Genomic DNA, 24,190 nt, shown 5'->3' with positions numbered 1-24,190 from the left:
TCAGAAACGGGCGGGCGCCGCGGCGACTGGCGGCGGCTGCACGTTCTGCTGCGGGAGCAGGTTCAGGGCGCGCAGGGTCAGGTAGGTACCCAGAGCGCGCTCGGCCCCTCGCTCGATGAACGAAATGATGATGTCGGAGAGCCCACCGCGGTGGAAGATCCGCCCGGAGCCGGCCGCGTGCAGCACGGTCCGCACCAGGCCGAACGCCAGGGCCACTCCGACAGCCCCGGCGCCGCCCCAGGCGCCGGCACGCGCCGCCCTGTCTCCGGAGAGCGGGATGAAGTCCTTGGGCAGGCCGAACGCGGCGGCGTTCACCGCCGTGGCCACGAACGCGGCGACGAATCCCATGAGAAGGGTCGTCTGGAGATAGTCGTAGGTGGTCGTCCGCCACCGGGGCGGGTTCTCCGTGCCGGCCCACTCGTTGTCCCAGTGCTTGTCCTGGTTGTACGGGTTGCGGTTGTAGTCCTTCCCCCCGTCGACGTTGGCGAGGCCGTCCTTGAAGCCCTTGAGCCCGCCGGCCTCCCAGTCGTGGTAGGCGCTGTTCGCGGTCTTCAGGAAGCTGTTGATCGCCGCGCCGACCAGCGCCCGCAGGTAGTCGGGCTCGGTGAGCTTTCTCCGGTTGAAGATGGCGGCCACCATCACCTGCGCGACGAAGTCGAGGACGAGTTCCTGGGTGAAGTCGAGCGACGCCTTCTGCGCGACCTTCCGGGTGGAGCCGACGAACTCGCCGACGAGCCCGTCGACCGCCTTGTACTGGAGCCGGTTCGTCTCCCGCCACATGCGGTTCTTGCCGCGGATCTCGCTCGTCCAGCCGCGGTACTCGAACTCACGGCCGACCAGGGTGAAGTTCGAGTGCTGGATGGACCAGCGGTTCAGCGGGCTGCGCTCCCACACTGTTCCGGACAGTGAACGGTAGCGCAGCAGCCGGCCGTCCGCGTCGGTCTCCCGCCACTGCTGGTGGAAGGTCTCGGTCTCGCGGAAGACCCCGTCACCCAGGTCCCTGCGCTCGCGGAAGACGGCGCCGTAGTCGAACTCCCTCCAGGTGCCCCAGCCGAGCGGCCGGTCCGGCGGACGCGGCGGGTCGTACTGACGCACCCGGCCGTAGGCAAGCTCACGCAGGATGTTCCCGGCCTCGTCCCGGTCCTCCCAGCGTTGCGGGCGGACGCCTCGCGGCACGGTGGGCAGCCACTGTGCGTCCGGGTGCAGCCAGAAGCGCCGGGCCTCGGAGCCCGGCACCGGAGAGCCCGTGATGTCGCGGATCTCGGAGTGCCACGTCCCGTCGGGCATCCGCTGCGCCGCCAGCGAACGGCCCCTGTCCAGCGACCGGAAATCACGGATTCGCTCGACCGCCCCGTCATTCCCGGTCCGCAGATCGTGGAAGGAGTCGTCCCAGGTACCGGTCCAGCGCTCGTTGCGGCCACTGATCCGCGTTCCGCGCCCGTCCGCGTCGTCCTCCCAGGCCCAGGCGCCGGTACGCGGGTCACCGAAGCCCGTGACCGTGATCGAGGACGGTTCGTCCGGGGACGACGGCCCGGCCGGGCTCGCCGCGTCGGGGAGCCACGTGTCCTCACGCCGGACGATCTGCCCCAGGGTGTTGCGGGTGACGGTCCTGAGCACCTGCGGGTCGTACTGCTCTCCGGGAAGCCAGTGCCGCCGGTACACGGTGACGACGTTGCCCTGCTCGTCAGTGCGCCGGACGATCCTCTGGTCACGGGCCGCGGCCATTCTGCGCCCGCCGATGTCGACGACCGTGTCAACCCAGTGTCTCCCGTCCTGCGCGAAGCTCCGCTGGCCGGTCTGGACGACCCGCCTGTCGCTGTCGATCTCGCGCCAGTTGAGGACGCGCGCCCCCGGGTTCGGCCCGGCGGCGTTGAGGGCGGCCCATCTTCCGTTCGTCGCACGGCCGATCTCGACGGTGTTGCCGTTCTCCACTCTGATCGAGCCGCGGACGAACAGGCCTCCACGGGTGAAGTCGGAGAAGGAACTGTCCGGGGTCAGCGTTCGCACACCGGTAGCCACCTCGGCGCCTTCGGCGTCGGTCTCGGTCCAGGTGAACACCTGGAAGCGGGAGTCGCCCAGCCACCATCCCGGATCGGGAAAGTCAACCGCTCCGATCCTGCTACCGAGGAGCCGCGCCACCGTCCTGTCAAATGCACCGGGTATGTTGTCCGGGGTTTTCCACAGCACGTCCGGGGGGCGCTGCTCAGCCCACCGCACGGTCTTGATCCGGTGCCCGCCCTCGATGATCTCGAGGCTGCCGACGTCCTTGAGCTGGGGCGAGAACTTCTGGTAGTTCTCGTCGAGGCGGTAGCCGGCGGACTCCTCGTCCCAGACGATCCTGCTCTCCCGGTAGTGCATGGCCCTCGACAGCCAGTTGAGCGCCGAGCTGTACCGGTGCGGCACCAGCTGGTCACCGTCCGGGGTGAGGAAGACATCCCGCCAGCTCCGGTACCACGTCGTCTCACGGACGCCTTCGTAGACGAAATGGCCGTGGCGGTCGTACCGGTACCAGCGCCAGGACCCGTCCCGCAGCAGATCAGCCCGGAGCAGGCCGCCGTCCGCCGTCCGCCGGTACTCCCGCACAGCACCCTGGTGGCCGTGTTCGTCCGACCACTGCCTTCCCTCGGCCAGGTCGGAGTAGACTCGCGCGCCCTCTCGGCCTCGCCGCCCAAGCAGGCCGCCGCCCTGACCGGTCCACTCGACCCAGAACCGTCTCCCGCTGGCCCGTTGGAAGGTCTCGACGGTCGTGACCGGGTAAACGTTCTGGTACAGCGGTTCACGCGAGTAGAGCGGGCTGCCGGCATCGCCGACAAGCCGCAGCGCGCCGTCCCTTTCGACGACCACGCTGCCCGCACCGCCGTACACCCGCCTCGACGCGCCCGGAACCGCAGCGCCTTCGGGCCCCACCCGGACCCAGGTCCCCGCCTGGTGGTCAACGACATACGAGTCATTGAAACGAGTATTGTCGCGGTTCTCGGTGATGATTCTGATCGATTCGGACCGCAGCGCACCCGTGTGATCGATAATTCGGAAGTCATGACGGTGGCCGGTCCAGCTCGTGTCAGTGATCCGGAAGCCGATGCCAGGCTCCCGCGAAACCTCGACGTTCGCGACCGGAGCGTTCCGGCGATACAGGGCGAGACGGTCGTTGCCGCGTCCGTCCGGACGGACGCGGACTTGCCGCCCGTCCATTCTTCCGAAGGGATCCAGCACAACGATGGTCTCCTCTCGGAGAATTCCGTCGGCCGTGAAGCGGTACAGCCCACCATTAGTACCAGTGAGGATGATACTTTCGTCGCCATCGACCCGCACGTCCCACTCCGTGTCGACACCGCCGAGCTCGGTGTGGAAACCGCTGCGGGCGACGTGGTCGACCTGCAGATGGCCGAACGGGTCACCCTGGCCGTCCCGCGTCGCGATCCGCTCCGCGATCAGGTCTCCCTGGGCGTCGACATGGTGCCACGAACCATCCACGGCGATGAGCTCATGGGGAACTCCGGGCAGCGGCCACGCCCTATGACGGAACTGCCTGACGGTGCCGTCCGGGCGGGTCAACATAGCAGTCAAGGCGTTCCGGTCGATGGTCAGAGACCCGCCGTCGGCACGCGCGCGGTTCCTGACGCCGAGACCCTGCGTGCGCAGGCGACCGGTGGCATCGAACACCAGCCACGCGTCGATCCGCTGGTCGCTGACCCGGAATCCGCCGTCCGGCCGCACCTCCAGGTCATAGAAGGTGACGGGACCATTCGTCGGCTGCTGCACGTCGTGGGAGGCGCCGGCCCCCTCCAGACCGGCGGCGACCACGGGGCCGTTCCTCCGGTACAACCTGGCCGAGCGGGTGACGAGGTCGATCTCGAGATGGCCGAGGGCGGGGCTGGCGCGGCTACCGGGTCCGTCGAACAGGCCCAGTCGCTCGGCGAGCAGGTTCCCGTCGGCGTCGAACCGGCGCCACGACCCGTCCGACTGGTCGGTGACCTGGTGCCGACCCCCGGGCAACGGCTGGTAGCGCCAACTGTCAGCACCGCTGCCGCTGCCGCTACCGGGCCCGAGCCGCGTCGCCAGGTCGGCCTGCACATCGATCTCCAGCGATCCGGCAGGTTCGCCGGCACGGTTCCTGATGTCGAGGCGGTGCACGGCAAGGTTGCCCTCCGGGTCGAACCAGTACCACGAACGGCCCTCGCGGCTGCCGACCTCGATGTCGCCGGCCGGCAGGACAGTCAGGCCGCCGGTGACGCTGGTGCCGTTCGTGCGGTAGAGCGTGGCCGACTCCGCCTCGAGATCGAGCTCCAGCTGGCCGAACTCCTCGCCGGTCGCGTCGCGCACACCGAGTCCCTCGGCGGTCGGCGTGCCGAAATCGTCGAACCGGCGCCACGACCCGTCCTGCCGGTCGGCGATCTCGTGTCCGCCGTCCGGCAGCGGGCGATAGGCGAAGTCCTCGGCTGCTTCGCCCATGGTCAGGGTTGCCGTGTCAGCCGAAAGGTCGATCTCCAGAAACTGGCCGGGCCCGGCTCCGCGGACATCAACCTCGAGGCGCTGGCCCAGCAGGTAGCCGTTCGCGTCGAAGCGGCGCCACAGCCCGGTCCCCGGGTCAGCGATCTCGTCAGTCCCCAGGACGACGATCTCGAGGCCACCGCCCGACACAAACCGCAGCCTGTGGAAAATCGGGTGGTCCGATGTGCGGTAGAGCGTGGCCGATCCCCGGCGAAGATCGATCTCCAGCTGGCCGTAGGTCTCACCGTGTCCGTCCCGCACCTCCATCCGCTCGGCGGTGAGATTCCCGCCGTCGTCGAAGCGGCGCCACGATCCGTCCAGCGGATCGGTGATCTCGTGCTCGCCATCCGGCAGCGGCCGGTAGGCGAAATCCTCGACAGTCCCGTCCCTGGTCAGGGTTGACGTGCCGGCCAGCACGTCGACCTCCAGGAATCCGGCAGGTGCGCCGCCGCGGGTGCTGACATCGAAGCGCAGCCCGACCAGGTCACCGTTCGTGTCGAACCGGCGCCGGGATCCGTCCAGCCCGTCGGTGATCTGGTGACCGCCGCCGTCCAGCGGCAGGTAGGTGAACCCGTCGATGATCAGGCCCCGGGTGAGCGTCGCCGTCCCGGTGGTCAGGTCGATCTCCAGGTCGCCCAGCGGCGCGCTGCCCGGCCCGCGCACGGGCCGGCGCTCACCGGTCTGCCTGCCCTCCCGGTCGAACTCGCGCCAGGCTCCCCCGCCGAGATCGAGGCGGTGCCGTCCTCCCAGCAGCCCCACATGATCGACCGGGGCCGGGCCACCGGGGCCGGTCAGGCGGACGTCATCGGTCCGCAGGTCGAACTCGAGGCTGCCGGCTGGCCGACCGGCCCGGCTCAGCCGCAGGCGTTCCTCGACCGGCACCCCGTCAGCGCCGTACCGGCGGACCAGGCTGGAGGAGAGTTCGAACTCGTGGCCGCCGTCCGGGCGCGGCCGGTACCCGTGCTCGGCGCGGCCGCCACGCGGCCCGTCCAGGGTTGCCCGGCCGGCAGCGTGATCGATGGTGTACCAGCCGGCCGGCCCGGCGTTCTCCGTGCGACGCACCACGATCCGCTCACTGACGAGCTGGCCGGAGCTGTCGAACAGCATCCAGGTCCGGCCCTGCTGGCTGGTGAGCCGGAAACCGCCGTCCAGCAGCGGCTCGTATCGGAACTCGTCGGTGGAACCATCCGGCCGGGTGAGGCTCGCCTGGCCGGACGGGAACCGGACCTCAACGCCGCCGACCGGGTCGGCAGGCCCGCGGTCCACCTCGAACCCCTCGGCGGTCAGCTGGCCGCGGGCGTCGAACCGGCGCCACGACCCGTCCAGAGAACCAGTGATCTGGTGCTCGCCGTCCGGTGTGCGTTCGTAGGCGAACCCCTCGACGATGCCACCTGGCCGATGCAGCGTGGCGGTCCCGGGCTCCGGGCCGATCTCCAGATGGCCGACGCTGACGTCCCTCTGCCCGGTCAGGTTGACACCGCCGCTCGAGTCGACCAGGTCGCCGGCGGCGTTGTACTGCCGCCACCGTCGGCTGTTCGCCGGGTCGGAGATGCGGAACTCGCCATCACCGCGTTCGTGGATCGTGCCGGAGAAGACCTGGCCACCGCTGGCGTCGACGATCGTGCCGGACGCCGGTTGCCGCCGGCCGAACCACCCCGCCGGCGGCGGGGCGCCGGTGTGCAGGTGCAACCCGTGTCTCAGGCTGCGCCCGGAGCCACGTGCCGAGCCAGCCGCGTCGGCCTCGCTGGCCTCGTCAGCCGGGCCGGGCTCGCCGACCGGGCCGGGCTCGCCGACCGGGCCGGGCTCGCCGGGCTCGCGGGTTTCCGTCGGCCGGGCGCCGCCGGGCAGGCGTGGGCGTTCCAGCAGAGACAGCCGCAGCGCATCCCCATCGGCCGCCCGCAGCGCCTCGGCATCGAGACCGAGGCGGTCGAGGCCGGCCTGCGCGTCACCCAGCCGGGCCGCCGCGTTGTCCAGATCAACGCCGGCCTGGACCTGGGCGGGCGTGGCGGGCGCCTTGCCCCCGCCGGAACCGGTCGCGGACGTTCCTTCTCCCCGGCCGCCCGGCAGGTCGGGGTGCAGCTGGTGGTAGCGCGCCTGCGCCAGGGAGAAGTCCCGCTCGGCCACCCGGTAGGCGAGCCAGGCCGCGTCCGCGGCGGCACCCGCGTTCAGACCGACGAACAGCCCGGCGCCGTCGATCAGGGACGGGACCGCGGCGCTGCTCTCCACTGACCCGTCCGGGTGGGTGACCACGAGGTCGTCACGCGGGGCGGGGAGCGGCCCGAGCCCGCCGCTCGCACTGTTGTTCACCGGGGACGGTTCGACGCCCCGCCGGACCTGGATCACCGGCGCGCCGAACTCTGCCGCGAGCCGGCGTACGTCGTCCTGGAAGACTGCGTACCGTCCTTCGTCGGCCGGTGGTTCCGACCACAGCACCACCGTCGCGACTCTGTCCGGCGTCTCCGCCTCGGACTGCTCGACGACCTCCGCGGGATCGAACGGGCGGGTGCTTCCATCGCCGAGCCCCACCCCGAGCCGCCCGTCGTCGAGCACGGCGAGTTCGAGACCGAGCGCGGACGACTCCGGCGCGTAGGGGCGGAAGAACGCCTCGGGACGGCCCCCGCGCCGGCGCACCGTCTCGGCGGATGGTGCGCCCAGGCCCCCCGGCCCCGCCCGCAGCCACATCACCTCACCCGCCGGCCACAGCCGCCCGGCCGCATCCGTGCCCAGGGATGGCTGCTGTCCCTCGGGCCCGGTGACCAGCTCCCAGCGGCCGGCGTTCCCGAAGGCACCGCGCAACGCCGGATGGTCGTCGAGGTCCACCTCGGTGGTGGCCGGCTCCGGCGCGAACACGAACATGGCGCCGTCGGCGCTGCCCGCCTCCGCCCACGCCCGCGCCTCCCGGGCCGGGTCCCACTCCAGCGTGGGGTCCCCGAAGAGGAACCGGCGGGGGATGACCGCGATCGGCTGCCGGCCCCAGCCGTGGGCGCGCAGGAAGGCGGGCATCTGCTCGGGCGGCAGGACGTGCGGCGGCCCGTCCGGCCGGTCGACGACGAACTCCACGCCACCCTGGTCGGTGGCCCGCACCAGCAGGCCACCGACCTCGAAGACGTCCTCCCGCCGGCGGCGGTCGGCGCCCTCCGGCCCGGGGCTCGCACGGTCAGGCTGCTGACGGTCGATCGCATCCCGGCGGTCGATGGCGTACACACCCGGGCCGGTGACGAGGACGTCGGCGTACGGGGGCGGGCCATCGGCGTAGGCGGGCAGCTCCGCGGCCTGGTCCGAGCCCGCCGGCACATCTGAGGCCCCCTCGATGAGGACACCCTGCGGGGCAGCCGGACGCGCGTGGAGACGCGGACCGGTCTCCGCCGGATCCACGTAGCCCGGCAGGGCCTCCGGCCTGTTCAGCGCGGCACGGAGGGTGTCCTCGCCGACGATGACGAGATCGGACCTGGCCGCGGGCACGATACCCAGGCCGATGTTCGCGCTGTCGGTGGCTCCCCTCTCGGCCCTGGTAGCCCCCTGCCGGACATGTGTCACCGACGTCTGGAAGGCCGCGGCCAGGCTGGCGACGTCCGCGGCGAAGCGCGCATAGGCGGCGTCGGCTCTCGGTGGCGTCGACCACAGCACCACGGTCCCGATCTGGTCACGATGCCCGGCCAGTGCCCGCTGCACGGCCGCCCGGCGCGCCACCTCCATCGGGTCGAACGGGCGCGCGCTTCCGTCTCCGAGCCCCACCCCCAGGCCCCCGTCACCGAGCACCGGAAGATCAAGGCCGAACACCGCCGTCGCGCGTCCGAAGAAGTAGGAGTTCCGACGGTGCTGGCGGGACGGTGCCGCCAGACCGTCACCGTCGGCGTCGATCCACGCCACCTCGGCGGGCGGCCACAACCGCCCCAACGCGTCCGTCGACAGGGGCGCCGGCTGACCGGACGGGCCAGCGACCATGATCCACAACCCCGGCTCCCCGCCACGGCCCCGGACCCTGCGGTAGCCGCTCAGCAGAGGCATACCCGTGGTGTTCTGGTCGGGTGCGAAGACGACCATGTCAGCGGCTGCGCGCCCGACCGCCGCCCACGCCCGCGCGTCCAGCTCGGGCTCCCACACCACGCCCTCCACCCCGTGGAACCGGTGCGGAACCACGGCGATCGGCTGGCCCTTCCAGCCGTGCACCGCCAGGAAGCGCGGGACCTCCTGGGGAGGCAGGGCACGCGACGTCCCGTCGAACCGGTCGACGACGAACTCCGCGCCGCCGCGGCCGTCCTCGCGGGCCCGCAGCGTCACCTCGAAGGCGAACTGCTCGAACAGCCCCTCGGGACGAGCGGTCAGCGGGAAAGCCGCGCGGGTGTACTCACCGGTATCGAACGCATGGACGCCGGACCGCGTGGTGACGACGGCATCCGCGTCACGCCAGCGCAGGAATCCCGCCTCCGACCGCCATCTGCTCCGGTTCTGCTCCGCCAACGGCCCCACCACGTCCCACCAGCCCGGTCCACCATCCGGGCCCGTCACCCGCGGCGACCCGCCGACCAGCTCGACGGACCGGCTCCCGGCGCGCGGCGCGACGATCTCGATCTCCCTGGCCGCCGCGAAACCGCGCAGGTAACGCCGCCATGCGGCAGGCAGGTCCAGGGCCCAGATCCTGAGATCCTGCCCCCGTGGATGACCCGCCTGAACCAGCGCGGCGGTGAAGGCGTCGGTGTCGGACGGACGGTCGGGCGGGTCCGCGGCGAAGGGGACATCGTCCGCATCAGCCCGGACGTCGAAGAACGGGTCGCCCGCCGCAGCGAGCCCGCGCAGATCGGGCCCACGGTCGAGATACTCCGCCAGGGTCATCCACCAGGCCCCGCCCCCCCACCGGACCGGCTGGCGGCCCTCCGCCGGGACCAGCCGCCCCTCGTCGGCACCCACCAGCCAGGCCGGAGGTACCGCCCTCCCGCGGGCAAGCTCCCCGCCCGAAGGCTCGATCATCCGCCAGTTCGGCTGGTGGCCTGTCACCCGCAGCCCACCCGAGGAATCGACCCGCTGACCGCTGCCGAACGCCGGCAGCCAGATCTCCGTCCCCAGCCCCGGCCCGAGGAGCGAGAGCTGCCTGGTCAGCACCGCGGCCCGCACCACGAAACCGGACGCGGACGGCGCCCAGATCTGGACCGGACCGCCCCGCCACCCCGCCGCTTCCAGCAACGCCCGGAACACCCCGGCCGACAACACGTCCAGACCAGCGGCCCCCGCGTCCCGCCGGGGCACGCCGAGCTGTCCCTCCGGCAGGCGCGGCAGCACGACCGTGACCACCCCCGGCGGGGAGACGACGGCCCCGGCCACCCCGGCAAGCTCCGGCACGCCAGGGGCGAACACGACGCGCCGCGTCACATCGACCTCGGCCTCGTAGGCGCCCCGCCAGGCCTGCTCGAGACCCGGCCCCACCGCTTCCGGCCCCGCCGCGTCGCCGTCGGTGCTTTCGGCGACCCAGCCCACCACCTGGCGCCGCTGCGCGGACGACGCCACCGCGACCGGGAAGGGAGCAGCCGACGCCCCCGAGCCCCGGCTGCCGGCCCGCACCCGGACCCACCCGGTGGGAACACCTGTGCCGACCAGGCCGCCCTCCACGAACGCCTCGACGAACTCCCCGACCGACGCGGCCCGGTGGGCCCCCGACTCCACGGCCCGAGCCGAGTTCCCGAGCCGCCCGTTGCCCCCACCCTCCAGGGTCACCACCAGCGGACGGCCGCCCGCGCGATGGCGGCGAACCGCCGCGGCGGCGACGCCCCCGGCGAAGGCTCGCAACCGGTCCGACCCCGCGCCCCGCCCCTCGAGAGCCCGCGCCCGCTCCGGCAGATCCACCACCAGGCGCATGGCCGCCAGCCCGTCATCCGCGGCCCGCCCGCCCGTGTCCTGCTGGTCGGCCGGCCCCACCCCCCGATCCGGAGCGCGGGACGAGACGTTGCCTCCACCCAGCAGCCCCGGTTCGGGCAGCCCCAGCACCTTCGCGACCACGAAGTCCACAAGCTGGCCGGAGGTCTTTCCACGATGCCGGGACTGCACCTGCAGCTCCCTGTACGCGTCCAGGATCTGGCGGTCACCCGACGGGTCGCCCAGAACCGCGGCCGCGGCCGCCCCGCGAGACCCCCCGCGGAACTCCTCCAGGCGGCGCCGCACGCCGTCCCGCACCGCCGCGGCCCGCTCATCGATCTCCGGCGCCCCCGGACCGACAGCTGTCACCCGCACCGGGGGAAGCCCGTCACGGATGCGCGTCACCACCTGGTGGTGGACCTGGTCGGCGAACTGTTCCAGCAGCAGGAACTCCGGATCCTGTTCGCCGAACGACCGCCTGCCCTCGGGCACCACCATCGTGAACCGGACGGCGTCAGGCCCGTCCCGCGGCACGGGCGGACCGCCGCCGCGCAGCCCGGCGTCCCCCCGCAGCCACGCCGCCACCTCACGGACGAGATCCTCGGGCGTGCGCGGGGAGCGGGCGGGGCCGGCCGAGAGTTCCTCGCCCGGCCACAGGCGCCGATCCCTGACGACCTGCTCCTGGCGCCGCAGCTCGCGGTAGTGCCTCAGAATCACCTCGTCACCGACTGTGCGAGGAGGCTGCCCGCTCGCCAGTTCCTGCCGCACCGCCCTGAGCACCTCGACCTCACCGGCCGACATCGCCCCTTCGCCCACGGGCATCGTCCCGTCCGGTTCCGCCTGAGCAGCGGTGTCCGGCGGAGCCGGCGTGATGGCGTCCGCGTCGAGGTCCATGGCGTCCGTGCCAAGGTCCATGGCGTCCGGGTCGAGGTACATGGCGTCCGGGGAGGGCGCCACGGACAGCGGGATCGGCGTGTCGGCCGGGCCGCCCGCCGGCCACGTGCCCGCGGAGATATCACTCAGGATGTCGACGGCCCGTGACACGGTCGCGTCCGTCTCGTCGGCGGGCAGATGCGGTGCGTCGGGAAGCGGTGCGGGGAACGGGGTTCCCCGGGGCCAGTGGCCGAGGCCGCGCGACGGCCACAGCGCGAGGTGGCGGCCGATCATCGACTCCGGGCCGGCGTCGTGGACGGCGACGGTCGGGTCGCCGGGGCGACCACTCGCGTCGACACTGTCCGGCCCCACCCAGAGCAGGTGCAGCCTGAGTGCGTCGGCGATCGCCGCCCGGTCCGCCGTCAGCCGGTCGACGCCGGTGAGGTCGAGCCCCGACTGGGCGTGAAGCCCATCCAGAAAGGTCCGCACCGCCGCGGCCACCGGGCCCGGCGCCCGGACCAGCAGCCCGTAGAGGTCCGCGGAGGCGGACCTGGGATGCTGCAGCGCCGCGCTGTGCAGCACCGCCGTGACCAGGCCGTCCTCGTCGGAGGGGACCCAGCGCGGGACGGGCATCACCCGCGCCGGGCCGACGGGCCACGCGTCGACGATGCTGCCCGCTCCGGAATAGCCCGGCGGCTCCTCGGGAACTCCGTCGTCAACGGCCGCCAGGTAGGCCGGGGGTGGCATGGCCGGCTCCGCCGGGTAGGTGAACACCAGCTCAGCAGCCAGATCGTCGGCCGGTTCCCGACCCGAGGGACCCAGGACGCTGCCCGGCGCGAAGCGGGTCGTGAACGGGTCGGCGCGCGGGTGGGCATGGGCGACGGGGCGCCGCCACCGGCCGGCCAGTTCGGCGATGTGCGCGGTGAACACCGCGTAGGCGCCCGGGTCCGCGGGGGGTACGGACCACAGCACCACCGCTCTGATCGTCCCCCCGGTGCCACGGGAGGCGGCTGCCACGATCTCGTCGACTGAGGCCTCGCCCACCGTTCCGTCACCCAAAGTGACTCCGAGTCGGCCACCGGTGAGAACAGGAAGATCGAGCGCGAGCACTCCCGCGCCGGTCGGGTAACCGAGGCTGTCGCTGGTGTACCGCGTCCAGTGCCGCCGCGCCATCGCGTTGGTGGGCGCGGCGAGGCCGTTGTCCGCCATCCGCAGCCAGGCTGGTGCCCGGGCCGGCCACAGTCGACCGACCGGGTCCGTCACCAGCGGGACGGAGCGTCCCGGGGGCGTGAACACCACCTCCCATCGGCCCGGGGCCGACTCGCCGTCACCGGTCTCCACCCGCAGGGTCAGCGTGTCGGCGCCGTGCGGCGAGCCGCCGTCGGCAGCCGGCGCGAACACGAACTCGCCGACGGCCTCGCCCACCTCCGCCCAGGCCCGCAGTTCCAGGTCCCGGTGCGCCGGGTCCCGGCGCTGGTTGTCGCCCTGGCCGCGTGGAGCCACCGCGATCGGCACGTCGCCGCCCCACCCGTGTCCCCGCAGAAAATCCGGCATCTCGCGGGGGCGGACGGTCCGGGTCGTGCCGTCGAAGGCGCTCACCTCGAACACGGGGCCGCCGTCCCGGTCAGCCCGGACTCTCGCTCCATGCACCTCGAACGCGTCGTCCCGCCGGGCCGGCTGCCGGCGACCAGACGCGAACAACCCGTGGAGGGAGCGGGCATGGGTACCGGGCCCGGTGAGGGTGACCCGGCCGGGCTGCTCGAGCACGGCGTCGCCTGACCGAGGCCGCACCGTCCCCTGGGGGTCGGAGACCCACCTGCTCAGACCCAGGTCTGCCGGCACCCCGAGCCCGCTCCAGCGGCCCGGCCCGCCGGCCCGGTCGCGAGCCCGCACCTGCCCGTCGGAGAGGACCCGGCCATCGTCGTCGAGGACGACCTCGCTGCCGTCCGCGAGAGTGATCACTTCGACCAGGTGCGTGTGGGCGAAGTCCGCCACCACGGAACGCGAACGGCCTGGTCCGTCCGGCGTCCAGATCCTGACGTCCTGGCCCGGCTGCCAGCCGTGCGCGGAGAGCAACGCTTCGAGGTCCCTCTGGTCGGCAGGCGGCCGGGTCCGCACCTGGTCCGAACTCCAGTCGGCCGCGGGCCCGACCTCCGGGCTGACGATGCCCAGGCCCCCGTGGCTTCGCGGCAGAAGGACGTCGAACAGCCCCGTGTCCGCCGTCGCGAGCTGATGGAAGGCCGGGCGCCAGCGCAGGAACTCGGGCAGCGTCACCGACGCCATGCCGCTGTGCCACCGCACCGGCGTTGCCAGCCGTGCCAGCGCCAGCGTTCCGTCGGGAGCGGGGGCAAGCCACTGCGGCGCGACGACCACGCCTCGGCGAACCCCCGCCGACGCTCCGTCCACCGGTGCGGACGGAACCACCACCTCCCAGGTGGCGCCGCTGTCCGAGACGACCCGGAGGCGGCCGTCCGCGATCTCCTGGCGGCCGTTCCTCGCCGGCAGCCAGATCTCGGTGCCGAGGTGCTCGGCGAAGGCCTGCGCCTGCGCGCGCAGCGCGTTCCCGCGCACCCCGGGATTTGGCGGCGATCCGTATTCCGGCGGCGATCCGAGCTGGGGCGGCGCCCAGAGCTGGACCGGACCGCCCTGCCAGCCGGCCTCCTGCAGCAGCTGCGCGAACGCTTCGTTCGACAGCGGGGCCGGGCCCGCGGCTTCGGCGGAGCCGCCGGCGGCGAGCTCCCCGCCGGCAAGACGCGGCCAGACGACGGTGGTCACATGGGGGACCGGCTCCAGTCGGTCTGCGACCTCGGCGAGCCCGTCCGCGAAGACCACTCCGTGCCCGGGTGGCAGGCCGGGAGCCGAAGGCAGGCCGGGAGCGGAGGGCGGGCGCGGCGACGGGTCGGGGGCGCGCGGCAGGTCGGGGGCCCGCGGCAGGTCGGGGGCCCCGGGCGCCTCTGCTTGCCCGGGTGCGCCATCGGGTTCGGGCAGGACAGCCGTGGCAGGCTGGCCGCCGACGAAGACCGGGTCACTGCGCAGTGCCAGCCGGACGTCCCGCAGCGCCTCGCGGGTCCACCGCAGCGCCTCGGCCTCCTCCGGCAGCAGCCCGGCCCGCGCGAACGGGAGCGACCGGACCAGTGCGGTCGTCTCCTCGACGAACCGCGCGCTCCGCTCCTCGTAGCCGCCCGCCCGTGGGTCATCCGGAAAGGACCCGGCGGGCGGGGAGGCGATCACGTCCACGGCCCAGGCACCTGACAGCGCCGTCCCGGGCCGGGCCGCCTGACCGCCGGGGTGGCGCCTGTCCTCGTCCGCCGCCAGCGCGAGGACGATCTGGCGGGCCACATCGTGGGGTGTCGCCGTGAGGGAGACGGAGGCGCCGTCCGCGATCAGGACCAGCCCCAGCCGGCCATCCGGATGGCTCTCGACCACCACCGGGATCCGGAAGCGTGCGGAGGCAGCCTCGACCCTGCGGCGGGTGGCTTCGTCCACGACCAGGGAGGTCAGGTTCAGCCCGCCGGGTCCGGGGAAACCGGCCAGCACCTCCGGCACCCGCCACGCGCCGTCTTCGCCAGTGTGCTCGGCCGCCAGTGTGGTGGCGAGCACCGGCACACCCGACAGCTCGGCTCCCACCCGGGCCGCGTAGTGAACCCCGTGGTACGGCCCGCCGTCCGCGCCCGGCCCCGTCAGCACCAGCCGCACGGTCCCGAACGTCGCGCCCGCACCGGCCCGCAGGAAGTCCACCAGCGCCGCCAGCTGCTCGGCCGGCAGCGCGACCGGCCGGCCACCCTGCCGATACCCGACCGCGCCGGCGGGGCCGCCCTCCAGCAGCACCGTGAACTGGCCCGGCCGCCGCGGCGGCGCCTCGGCGCGCCCCCCGGTCAGGTCGATCCCGTAGAACCCCTCGCCGTCGGCCAGCGGCCAGACCCGCAGGTCGGAGAGCCTGGTACCGGACGTGTACCAGGCCACCGGATCCGCCTCCCGCGGCACCCCCGCGGCCGGCGGGGCGGCCGGTTCGAGCGGGTGCGGAGCAGGGGGCCCACCGTCTGCCGACCAGCGGCCGGCGATCATCACCAGGTCGCCGTGCGTGTCCTGGACGAACCACTCCAGGCGCCTGCCGTACTCGGCGGGCAGCGATGTGCCCCCTGTGGACACCGGCGGCCGTACCACGACGAGCGACGGCGGGGTGGCCAGCGGGTCCTGCGCCCGCTCCGTCATCCCGCGCACGATCGACCAGGCGACCGCGTAGGGGGTCGCCGGACGGGGGCCGTCCGGCGTGGTGAGCCCCAGCCTGCCGTCGGGATAGCTCTCGACGACCACCGGGAACCCGCCGCTGGCCAGCACCGCCTGGACCCGCCCGACGGTGGAGGCGTCCCATCTGTCGGCTCCGGCCAGATCAAGACCGGGGCCGCCCCCGGATGACAGGGACGCAGGCAGATCCCGCCGCAGGACGCGGGGAGCCGGCCGCCAGCTGACGGTCGGCTCCCCGTTGTCCGCACGCGCCCACACCGGCGTGTACACCGGGTACGGCAGGGTGTCGCTGAGCAGCGACGCCTGCTCGATCCCCCGGTAGGGCGGCCGGGACGGACCGTCCGACTCCACGACCAGCGCGAAGGCGCGGGTGTCGCTCTCACCCCACTGCTGCTCCACCAGCCTGGCGAGCAGCTCGGGAGGGAGGGGAACCTGCTGGGATCCGCCCTGCCCGTCAGGGCGATGGCCGACGACGCCCTCGGGCCCACCATCGGCCATCACCACGTACCAGCGACCATCCCGCGGCGGCACCGGCGTCCGCCCCCGCTCCAAGCCGGAGTCGGAGCCGCCCGCCCGCAGGTCGATCCCGTACTGCCCCTGGCTGTCGGTCAGCGCGGTCACCCGCAGGTCGCGAATCTCCACCCCCTCCGAGTAGGAGGTCGAGAGTTCCAGCTCGGCGAACGCGGAACTGTCATCCGCCGCCCGCCCCGTCACGCTGTCCTCGACGAGCCCGGCTCCGGGCGGAAGGCCCCACCGCAGGCCCGCCGGACCAGGCGACAGCGTCCGGAACCAGCGGTCGCTCTCCGCGACGAACCGCGCGAGCCGGACCGCGTAGTCGGCTGACCGCGGCTCGTGGTCAGCGAACTCCTCCGGCCCGACCACGACCAGCCACGGCTGTGCGGACGCCGGGTCCACCCCCCTGCTCGCCAGCTGGAGGGAGATCTGCCGGGCGATGTCGTGGGGGGTCGACGCGACGGTGGCCTCATCGGTCTCCAGCGCCAGCCTCCCGTCCGGGAGGCTGGCGACGATCACCGGGAAGCCGCCCGCGGCCAGGACCGCTCGCCGGTGGCCGTCCGTGACGTCGTCGGGCGCGCCAGCCGCGGCCAGGTTGATCCCCGCGCCTGTGGGCAGGGTGCTCACCTGGATGCGCTCCACGATCTCCGCCGTGCGCACCTGGACGCCGAGCTCGGACGCCAGTAGCTCCTCGTAGGTGAGGCGGCGCCGGTCCTCCTCCACCACGAGGTCCGGAGAGGCGATCAGCCGGACGGGCAGTCCGGTCGCGGCCGGCCGGGCACGGAGCAGCGCGGCGAGCTGCTCGGGCGGGACGAAGACCTGAGTGCCCAGGCGCTGGCCCTCGGTGGTCACCAGCCGGCCTCCCACCCAGCTGCCGAGGACACCGGCCCAGCTGGTGCGCGCCGCGACGACGTACTCGCCCGGGGTCCTCGGGGGCAGCCGCGTCTCACGTCCGCCGGTCAGGTCGACGCCGTACTCCCCGGCGCTGTCCCGCAGTTCCCGGACGTCCAGGCCGGCGGGGTGCATCCTGGTCGCGTACCACTGCGCCGGGTCGTGGCCGGGCAGCTCGAAGGGATGGTCGACCGGTACCAGCTGCTCGGTCAGGGTGTCCCTGACGAACCCCACCGGCCCGCCGATCCGTCCGCCGGCGGGACCGCGGACCAGAACCCATTCCCCGGCGGTGAAACCTTCGAGATCGGGGTCGAACAGAAGTCGCCGGGCGACGAACACCGGCTGGTTCTCGTTGAGCTCCGTGATCCGGGCGGCAAGCTCCAGGAACGCGGCCGAGGGCTCCCCGCCGCTCGCCACGAACAGCCGGACAGGGGTGGACGGCCGGCCCTCCGCCCGCGCGGCGCGCAGCCAGGACACCACCTGTTCCGCGCTCAGCGGGACCGGCCGCTCCGGGTGCCAGGACGGCTCCCCGGCCACGGCGTGCACGCCCACCAGGGGAAGGCCACTCGGATCGCCTGCCAGGGACGACGCCATCCACCTGTCGACGGTCACCGGGGACCGATCGCCGACGTACCTCCCGAACAGCAACGACCCGTGCGAGTAGACCCCGACTCCCAGGCCCTCGGGATCGAGATCGGGGTTGTCCCGCCGTTGGACGAGCTGACCGTCACGCACGATCTGGTAGTCCGGTGGTCGGCCGCCCGGGCGCTCGGCGCTCTCGGTGGAGGCTCCGGCCGGGTACGCGACGAGCAGATCCTCGCCGCCGGCGGGCGCTGTCCTGGGCGGGCCGCCCGTCCCGTCGTCGGACACGAGCAGGACCGCCCCGCGGCGCAGGTGCATCACCGGCCGCCCGAGCGCGTCGGCCAGTCGCTGGACGTCCTGCCGGAAGACGTCGTACGCGGGCCCGTCCGCCGGCGGCCGCGACCAGAGCACCACCGTCCCGACCGCGTCCCTCGTGCCGAGATCCTCCCCCGCCGCGACCTCCGTGACGGCGTCCCGCTCGGTGGTCGCCGCGGCGCCCTCCTGGAAGTCCCGCACCCGCCGCCGTTCGATCTCCCGCGCGATCTCCGGCCGGCGCGCGGCCTCGCGTACCCGGCCCGCCACCTCCTCCAGGTCCGCGCTGCGCTCGCTCCCGTCCCCCAGCCCGACGGCCAGCCGCCCGTCCGGGAGGACGGGAAGCTCCAGCGACGACACTCCCGCCCCCGCCGGATGACCGGGATCGAAGGCTGTGAGCCGGCCGCCCCGGCCGCCCCGGCCGGCGACGAGCCGCGCGGACGGGGCCGCAAGCCCTCGGCCCGCCGCCTCGCCCGTCGTCTCCAGCCAGGCCGGGCGGTCCGACCGCCACAGCCGACCGGCGAGGTCGGTGGTCAGCGGAACCATCGGCTCCCCCGGCACGGTGTGCACCGTCTCCCACCGGCTGGGACGGCCGCCCGGTCCCGTCACGGTCGGCATCCCGCGCAGATCCACCGCCACGGTGTCGGTGGACGGCAGGAACACCGGCACGCCCAGGGCCACGCCCACCGCCTGCCACGCCGCACGCTCGAGGGGCCAGTCGACGGCCTCCCCGGGAGAAGCCACGGGCGACAGCGCACGAGGTGTCACCGCGAGAGCCCGGCCCCGCCAGGAATCCCCGCCCCGCAGACGTTCCGCCATCTCGTCGACGGAGAGTTCGCGCGAGGCACCGCCGAGCAGGTCCACGACGAACTGCGGGGAACCGGCGCCGGTGCGCTGGACCCGCATACCCACCATCTCGTAGACCCCGGGCTGGGTCTGGCGCCGGGTCAACAGGTTCGCCACCCCGGCGGCGTACCGCCGAGGATCCACCGCGTGCGTTCCCCAGCCGAACCTGGCGAGCGCCGAGTCCGGCCGGAGCACGGACGCGCCGTCGACCGACCTCCACCGGCTGAAGCCCGCGGCCGTCAGCGCGTCCCAGCGGCCGGCCTCGCCCTGCTCGCCGACCGCCGTCACCTGGCCCTGGAACATCGGGCCGCCCGCGGTGGCGACGCTGCCCACGGCCGGCACCAGGACCTCGATGCCGGTGAGCCGGGAGTACTCGGTCAGGTGCCCGCGCCAGGGAGCGAGAACGCGCCCGTCCCCGAGGATCCGGATGTCCCGGTCCTCCTGGTACCCGAGCCCGGCGAGAAACTGGGTGAAGTCCTCGACGAACTCATCCGGGGGCACCTCGTCGGCCGAAATCGCGAAGATTCCGCCGACGGGCCACCCGACAGTGACGAACTCGCGGCCCGCGGCGACGGACGCCGGCGACGGAACCGGCGAAAGGACGGGAGCCGATGGAAGGACGGGTACCGGCGGCGGGAGGACGGGTACCGGCGGCGGGAGGACGGGTGCCGTGGGCGGCGCGGCGGGTGTTGGCGGCGGCTGCGGAGGGGCCGGCGGTCGTGATCGAGGTGGCGAGACGTCCTCCCACGTCCCCGGGCTGCCGTCGGAGAGGCGGACGGTTGGCCGGCCGCCCAGGGAGACGTCGTCGGCCCGCGCCTCCGGGAGGAAGACCGCCACACCGAGGATGCTGCTCACCTCCCGCCACGCCGCCGCCTCGGTGTCCCGGTCCCACACCGGCGGCCGACCGGCCCGGCCGTAGAACCGACGGGGGATCACGGCGATCGGCCGGTTCTGCCAGGAGGGCAGTGCCCGCAGCCGGCGGGCGAGCTCCGCCGGCGCGAAGGACGCCGCCGTCCCGTCGAAACGGTCGGACCGGAACTCCACGCGGCCGTCGTGGGCCCGGGCGGTCAGCAGGCCACCCGCTTCGAAGAACGTCGGCTGCGGCACGCCGCGCCGCTGCAGCGCGAGTACGCCGCGGACATACCCGGCGGAGGAGAACCCCCACATTCCCGACGGCAGGACGGCCACCGTGTTCTCCTGCCGGCGCCGCACGGCGCCGCCTTCCGGCTGCCATCTGCTGAGCTGGGCGGCCAACGGCCCGAGCACCGTCCAGGCGCCGTCCGTCCCGTCCCGGGCGACGGCACGGACCTCGGTGACCGGCGTCGCGACGTCACCGTCACCAGCCCCGAAGAACGGAACCGAGCTGCCCGCCGCCGGGATCACGATCTCTGCGCCGAGGTGCTCGGCGAACCGGGTCAGGAGCGGTCGCCACTCCGCCAACCGGTCGCCGTCGAAGTGGATCCTGACGTCCTGGCCAGGCTGGTACCCGAACGCGTTCAGGAGACGCTGGAACTCACCGACGAAACCCCGCTCCGCCCCGGCGTTCGGTGGACGGGAGAAGACTCCCCGGGCCGACGGCGCGACCTCGAAGAAGCCGGTGTCGGCCGCCGCCAGCTGACGCAGCCGCGGTCGCAGGTCCAGGTACGACCGCAGGTCGGTTTCCAGTACACCGCCGCGCCACCGGACAGCGCGGTGCCGGTCGGCAACCGCCAGCTCGCCGCCACCGATCTCGTGGAGCCAGGACGGCGGGACAAGGGCGCCCGCCGGTGGTGAGAGGCTCACCGGGGGTCTGATGACCTGCCAGAACCCGCTGCCGGAAGGTCGGGGCCCTTCCTCGCCGGGCGTCGCCAGCAGCCGGCCATCGACCGTGACCTCCTGGTGAGCCGCCGGTACCGGGAACCAGATCGCCGTCTCCAGCGCCGCCGCGAAGGTCTGCAGCTGGTTCGCCAGCGCCGCCCCCCGCCGGGCATCCGAAGGATGGCCCTGCGCCGGCGCCCACACCACGAGCGGCCCGCCGCGCCAGCCTGTCGCCGCCACCCGTTCGGCCAGCTCCGGGGCCGTCAGCGCGCGCGGGCCGCCGTTCTCGCCTGCCGGCGCGGCCAGCTCGCCGCTCGCCAGCCGCGGCAGGAACACCCCGGTCACCCCCGCCGGCAGGCGGACCCGGTCGGCCACCGCCTCCAGGTCGCCGGCCTGTGCGTCCAAGGTCGAACCGGGCTGCGCCTGGGGGGAAGGCCCGCCGGTGGGCCGCCCGTCGGGCCGGACGCCGCCTCGTACCCGGGGCAGGGCTCCGGCCACCAGCTGGTAGGCGGTGTCCGTGACCAGAGAACTGATCGGCCGCTGGGAACTGCCGGCTGCGCCTGCCTGGCGTCGGAACTCCACCCGGATCCGCTCGTCGCTGATCCCCGAGAACAGGTCCGGCCGCCCGAAGTGGTTCCGCACACTCCGCACCACCTCGTGCCAGTCCTCCTCGGTCAGCGAGCGGATCCGCTCAGGCAGCTCGGATGTCGCCGCCGGCGGCGTGGACGACCCCTCCGCAGGTGGGCCGGGAGGTTGCGGCGCCGGGCCCGCGTCGGCGGGGGAAGGGGCCTCGTAGGCTGGCGGGCCCTGCGTGAGAGCGTCGGCCGGTACCGCCGGCAACGTGCGGAACAGGCCGTACGTCTCCTCGACGAACCTCAGCACACGCGCCTCGTACAGGGCCGGGTGCGGCGGGGCACTCACCTGCCAGGGGATCAGTTCCACCAGGATGCGGGCCGGGTCCAGGCCCTGCGCCCCCATCGCGAGCGTGATCTGCCGGGCGAGCGCGTGCGGCACGGTGGGCCGCGAGACCGGCCCGGAACCCGCCGTCGGAACGGTCACCAGCGCCAGCCGTCCGTCCTCGTGGCTCCCGACGACCACCGGGAACCTGCCCTCTGCCCGGGCCGCCCGGACCCGGGCGAGCGCCGTCCCGGTCTGCCACGCCCCCGTCTCGGTCAGATCCAGTCCCGGCCCAGGGTTCTCGGCCAGCGCCTGTGACCGGATCGCCGGCGCCTCGTACCAGAGGTGGGGGGAGGCGGGGTCCGGGGCGGGGCTGTCCGTGGCGAACACGGGCACGCCGAGCTCCGCGCGCAGCAACGCGGGATAGCCGGGGTCGTAGAACCAGCTGCCGGGCGGACGGACCAGCCTACTGACAACCAGATGGACGGACCCGGAAGCCTCGGCCGGACGCCGCGCGACGATCACTGCGGCGAGCTGCTCAGCCGGAAGGCGAACCATGTCCTTTTCATGGCGGTACCCGGACACGACCCCGAGGCGGCCGTCAGCCACCACGAGGAAGGTTCCCGGCCGCCGCGCGGGCGCCGGCACACGCCCGCGGAGCGACTCGGTCCGCAGGTCGACCCCGTAGACGCCGTCGCCGTCGACCAGCGGCTGCGCGGACAGCTCAGAGATCTGCGTACCCGCCGCATACCAACCCGACGCGTCGGTCTCCGCCACCGCGAAGGGGTGCCTCGTCGGCACCAGCTCTCCAGTCGCGCTGTCCCGCACATGCTCGACCGGCGCTGAGCGACCCGCACCGAAACGAGAAACCCACTCGCGGGCGACGACATCAGCGAGGGCCGGGTCGAACTCGGCACCGCGGCCGACGAACACCGGCCGATCCACCCACCCTGCTGAAAGCTGCCCGGCGAAATCGTCGATCTCGTCCCACCGCGCCGGCGGGGCGGTGGTCGTCAGCCGAAGGGGCGTGATCTCCGTGTTCACCGCCCGCAACCAGTGCAGCACCTGATTCACCAGGAGCCGCTCCAGGCGATCCAACTGCCACGACGGAGCACCGTTGACCGTATGCACGGCGATCAGCGGAGTCCGGTGCTGCTCGGCCCACATCCCGCGCATCACGTCGTCCCACATCGACGGCAGGAAATTACTCCTCTGGTTACGCGACCCGAACAGCAGCGAGCCGTTCCGATGGACCCCCACGCCGGCCCCGGGGTCAAGGGACTCACTCGGTCGGACCAGCACACCGTCCCGGTTGATCGTCGCGATGGCGGGAGGGGGGTCAGCCGCCGTCCAGGTGGGATGAGCCCACACAAGGTTCGACCGGCGGCCGGGGAGCTGGCCCAGTCCCTGGGAGTCACTCAGGTCGTTCAGCGGCATTGCCCCCGACGTCGCGTGGATCACTGGTGCGTTGAATGCCGCAGCCAGCCCGCGCGCGTCCTCCACAAATGTGTTGTACTGCGTTCGGTTCCTGGGTGGCGCAGTCCACAGAACCACCAGTCCGATGGGCTGTGACGTGACGTTCCGGGCCGCCCTGAGAACTTCCATCGGGTAGGCCACGCGCGCGCTCCCGTCCCCGAGCCCGACCCCCAGGTGCCCGTTCCCGAGCACCGGAAGATCCAGGCCGAAGACCCCCTGTCGGTAGGCGCGAACATAGGGGGACAGGTCTCCGGAACGGAGCTGCACCAGCTCGCGGTCCGGTGCCGCCAACGCGGTGGAGGACGCCTGAGGCATCCACACCACCGCGTCCGGCGGCCACAACCGACCCGCGACGTCGGTGACCAGCGGGACCGGCACACCCGCCGGATTGGCCACCACCTCCCACCGGCCCAGGCCCCGGCCCTGGCCTTCGACAACCAGATGTTCTCCCATCACCACCCTGGTGGTGCCCGCTCGCGGCGCGAACACCACCATGTCGACGGCCGCGGCCGCCCCGGCTCCGGTGGGCTCGCCGGCCCCGGCCCCGGCCCCGGCCGCCACCGCCTGCCAGGCCCTCGCCTCCATCGCCGCGTTCCACACCTCGCCGCCGTCAGCCCAGGGAAGGAACCGAGGAGGAACCACCGCGACCGGCTCACCCGACCAGCCATGACCGCGCAGGAACTCTGGTACCCGGTCAGGGGAGAACACCCGCGTCGACCCGTCGAACCGGTCGACGACGAACTCAACACCACCCTGATCATTCTCCTGGACGCGCAGGGAGACCTCGAACACATTTTGATCGAACCGCCGCCGAGGACGTGCGTCCAGCGCGCTGGACGCACGGTCGTAGGAATTGGCGTCGAAAGCATAGACACCGGCCGGGACGACGACGACGGCGTCGGCGTCTCGCGGCCGCACGAAGCCGTTCTCCGACACCCATCTGGTCAGATTCCGCCGCGCCGGAGGACTTATTGTCTCCCACGACCCCGGCTCGCCGTCCTGATCCACCACCCGAGGCGCGCCGTCGGCCGCCTCGACCGTGAAGGAGTTTCCGGAAAGCGGTAGCAGGACTTCGATGTTCTCGCTTTCCGCAAACCGTCTCAGGAAAGGCCGCCAGGAATTTACCCGGCCTCGTCCCCAGATACGCAGGTCCCGACCCGGAAGATAGCCCGCAGCTGCCAGGGTGGCTCTGAACTCACCGGCCGATGCCGCTGTGAAGGAAGGAGCCCTCCCTGCGAACGGACCCTCGCCCGCTCCGGCCAGAACATCGAAGAACACGGGCTCCGCCATGGCGAGGCCGCGCAGATCAGTCCGGCGGTCGAGGTACTCCGACAAGGTTGTCCAGGCCGCGCCGCCGTGCCACCGGACCAGCCGGCGCCCCCACCACACCACAACACACTCCCACTCAACACACACGAAC

1 protein-coding gene is annotated in these 24,190 nt (G+C 73.4%); it reads right to left on the bottom strand.

Features of this window, described 5'->3' with window-relative positions; all coding sequences use genetic code 11:
* Entirely contained in the window at positions 1 to 23,688 is a 23,688-nt protein-coding gene (locus AB1460_RS25790) for a hypothetical protein (protein ID WP_368964692.1), read from the bottom strand.
* Positions 23,689 to 24,190 lie beyond the last annotated feature (502 nt).

Source organism: Parafrankia sp. FMc2 (assembly GCF_041008525.1).
GTDB lineage: Bacteria > Actinomycetota > Actinomycetes > Frankiales > Frankiaceae > Parafrankia.
Note: the sequence above shows the minus strand (reverse complement) of the source record. Positions and strands in the feature narration are given on the sequence as shown.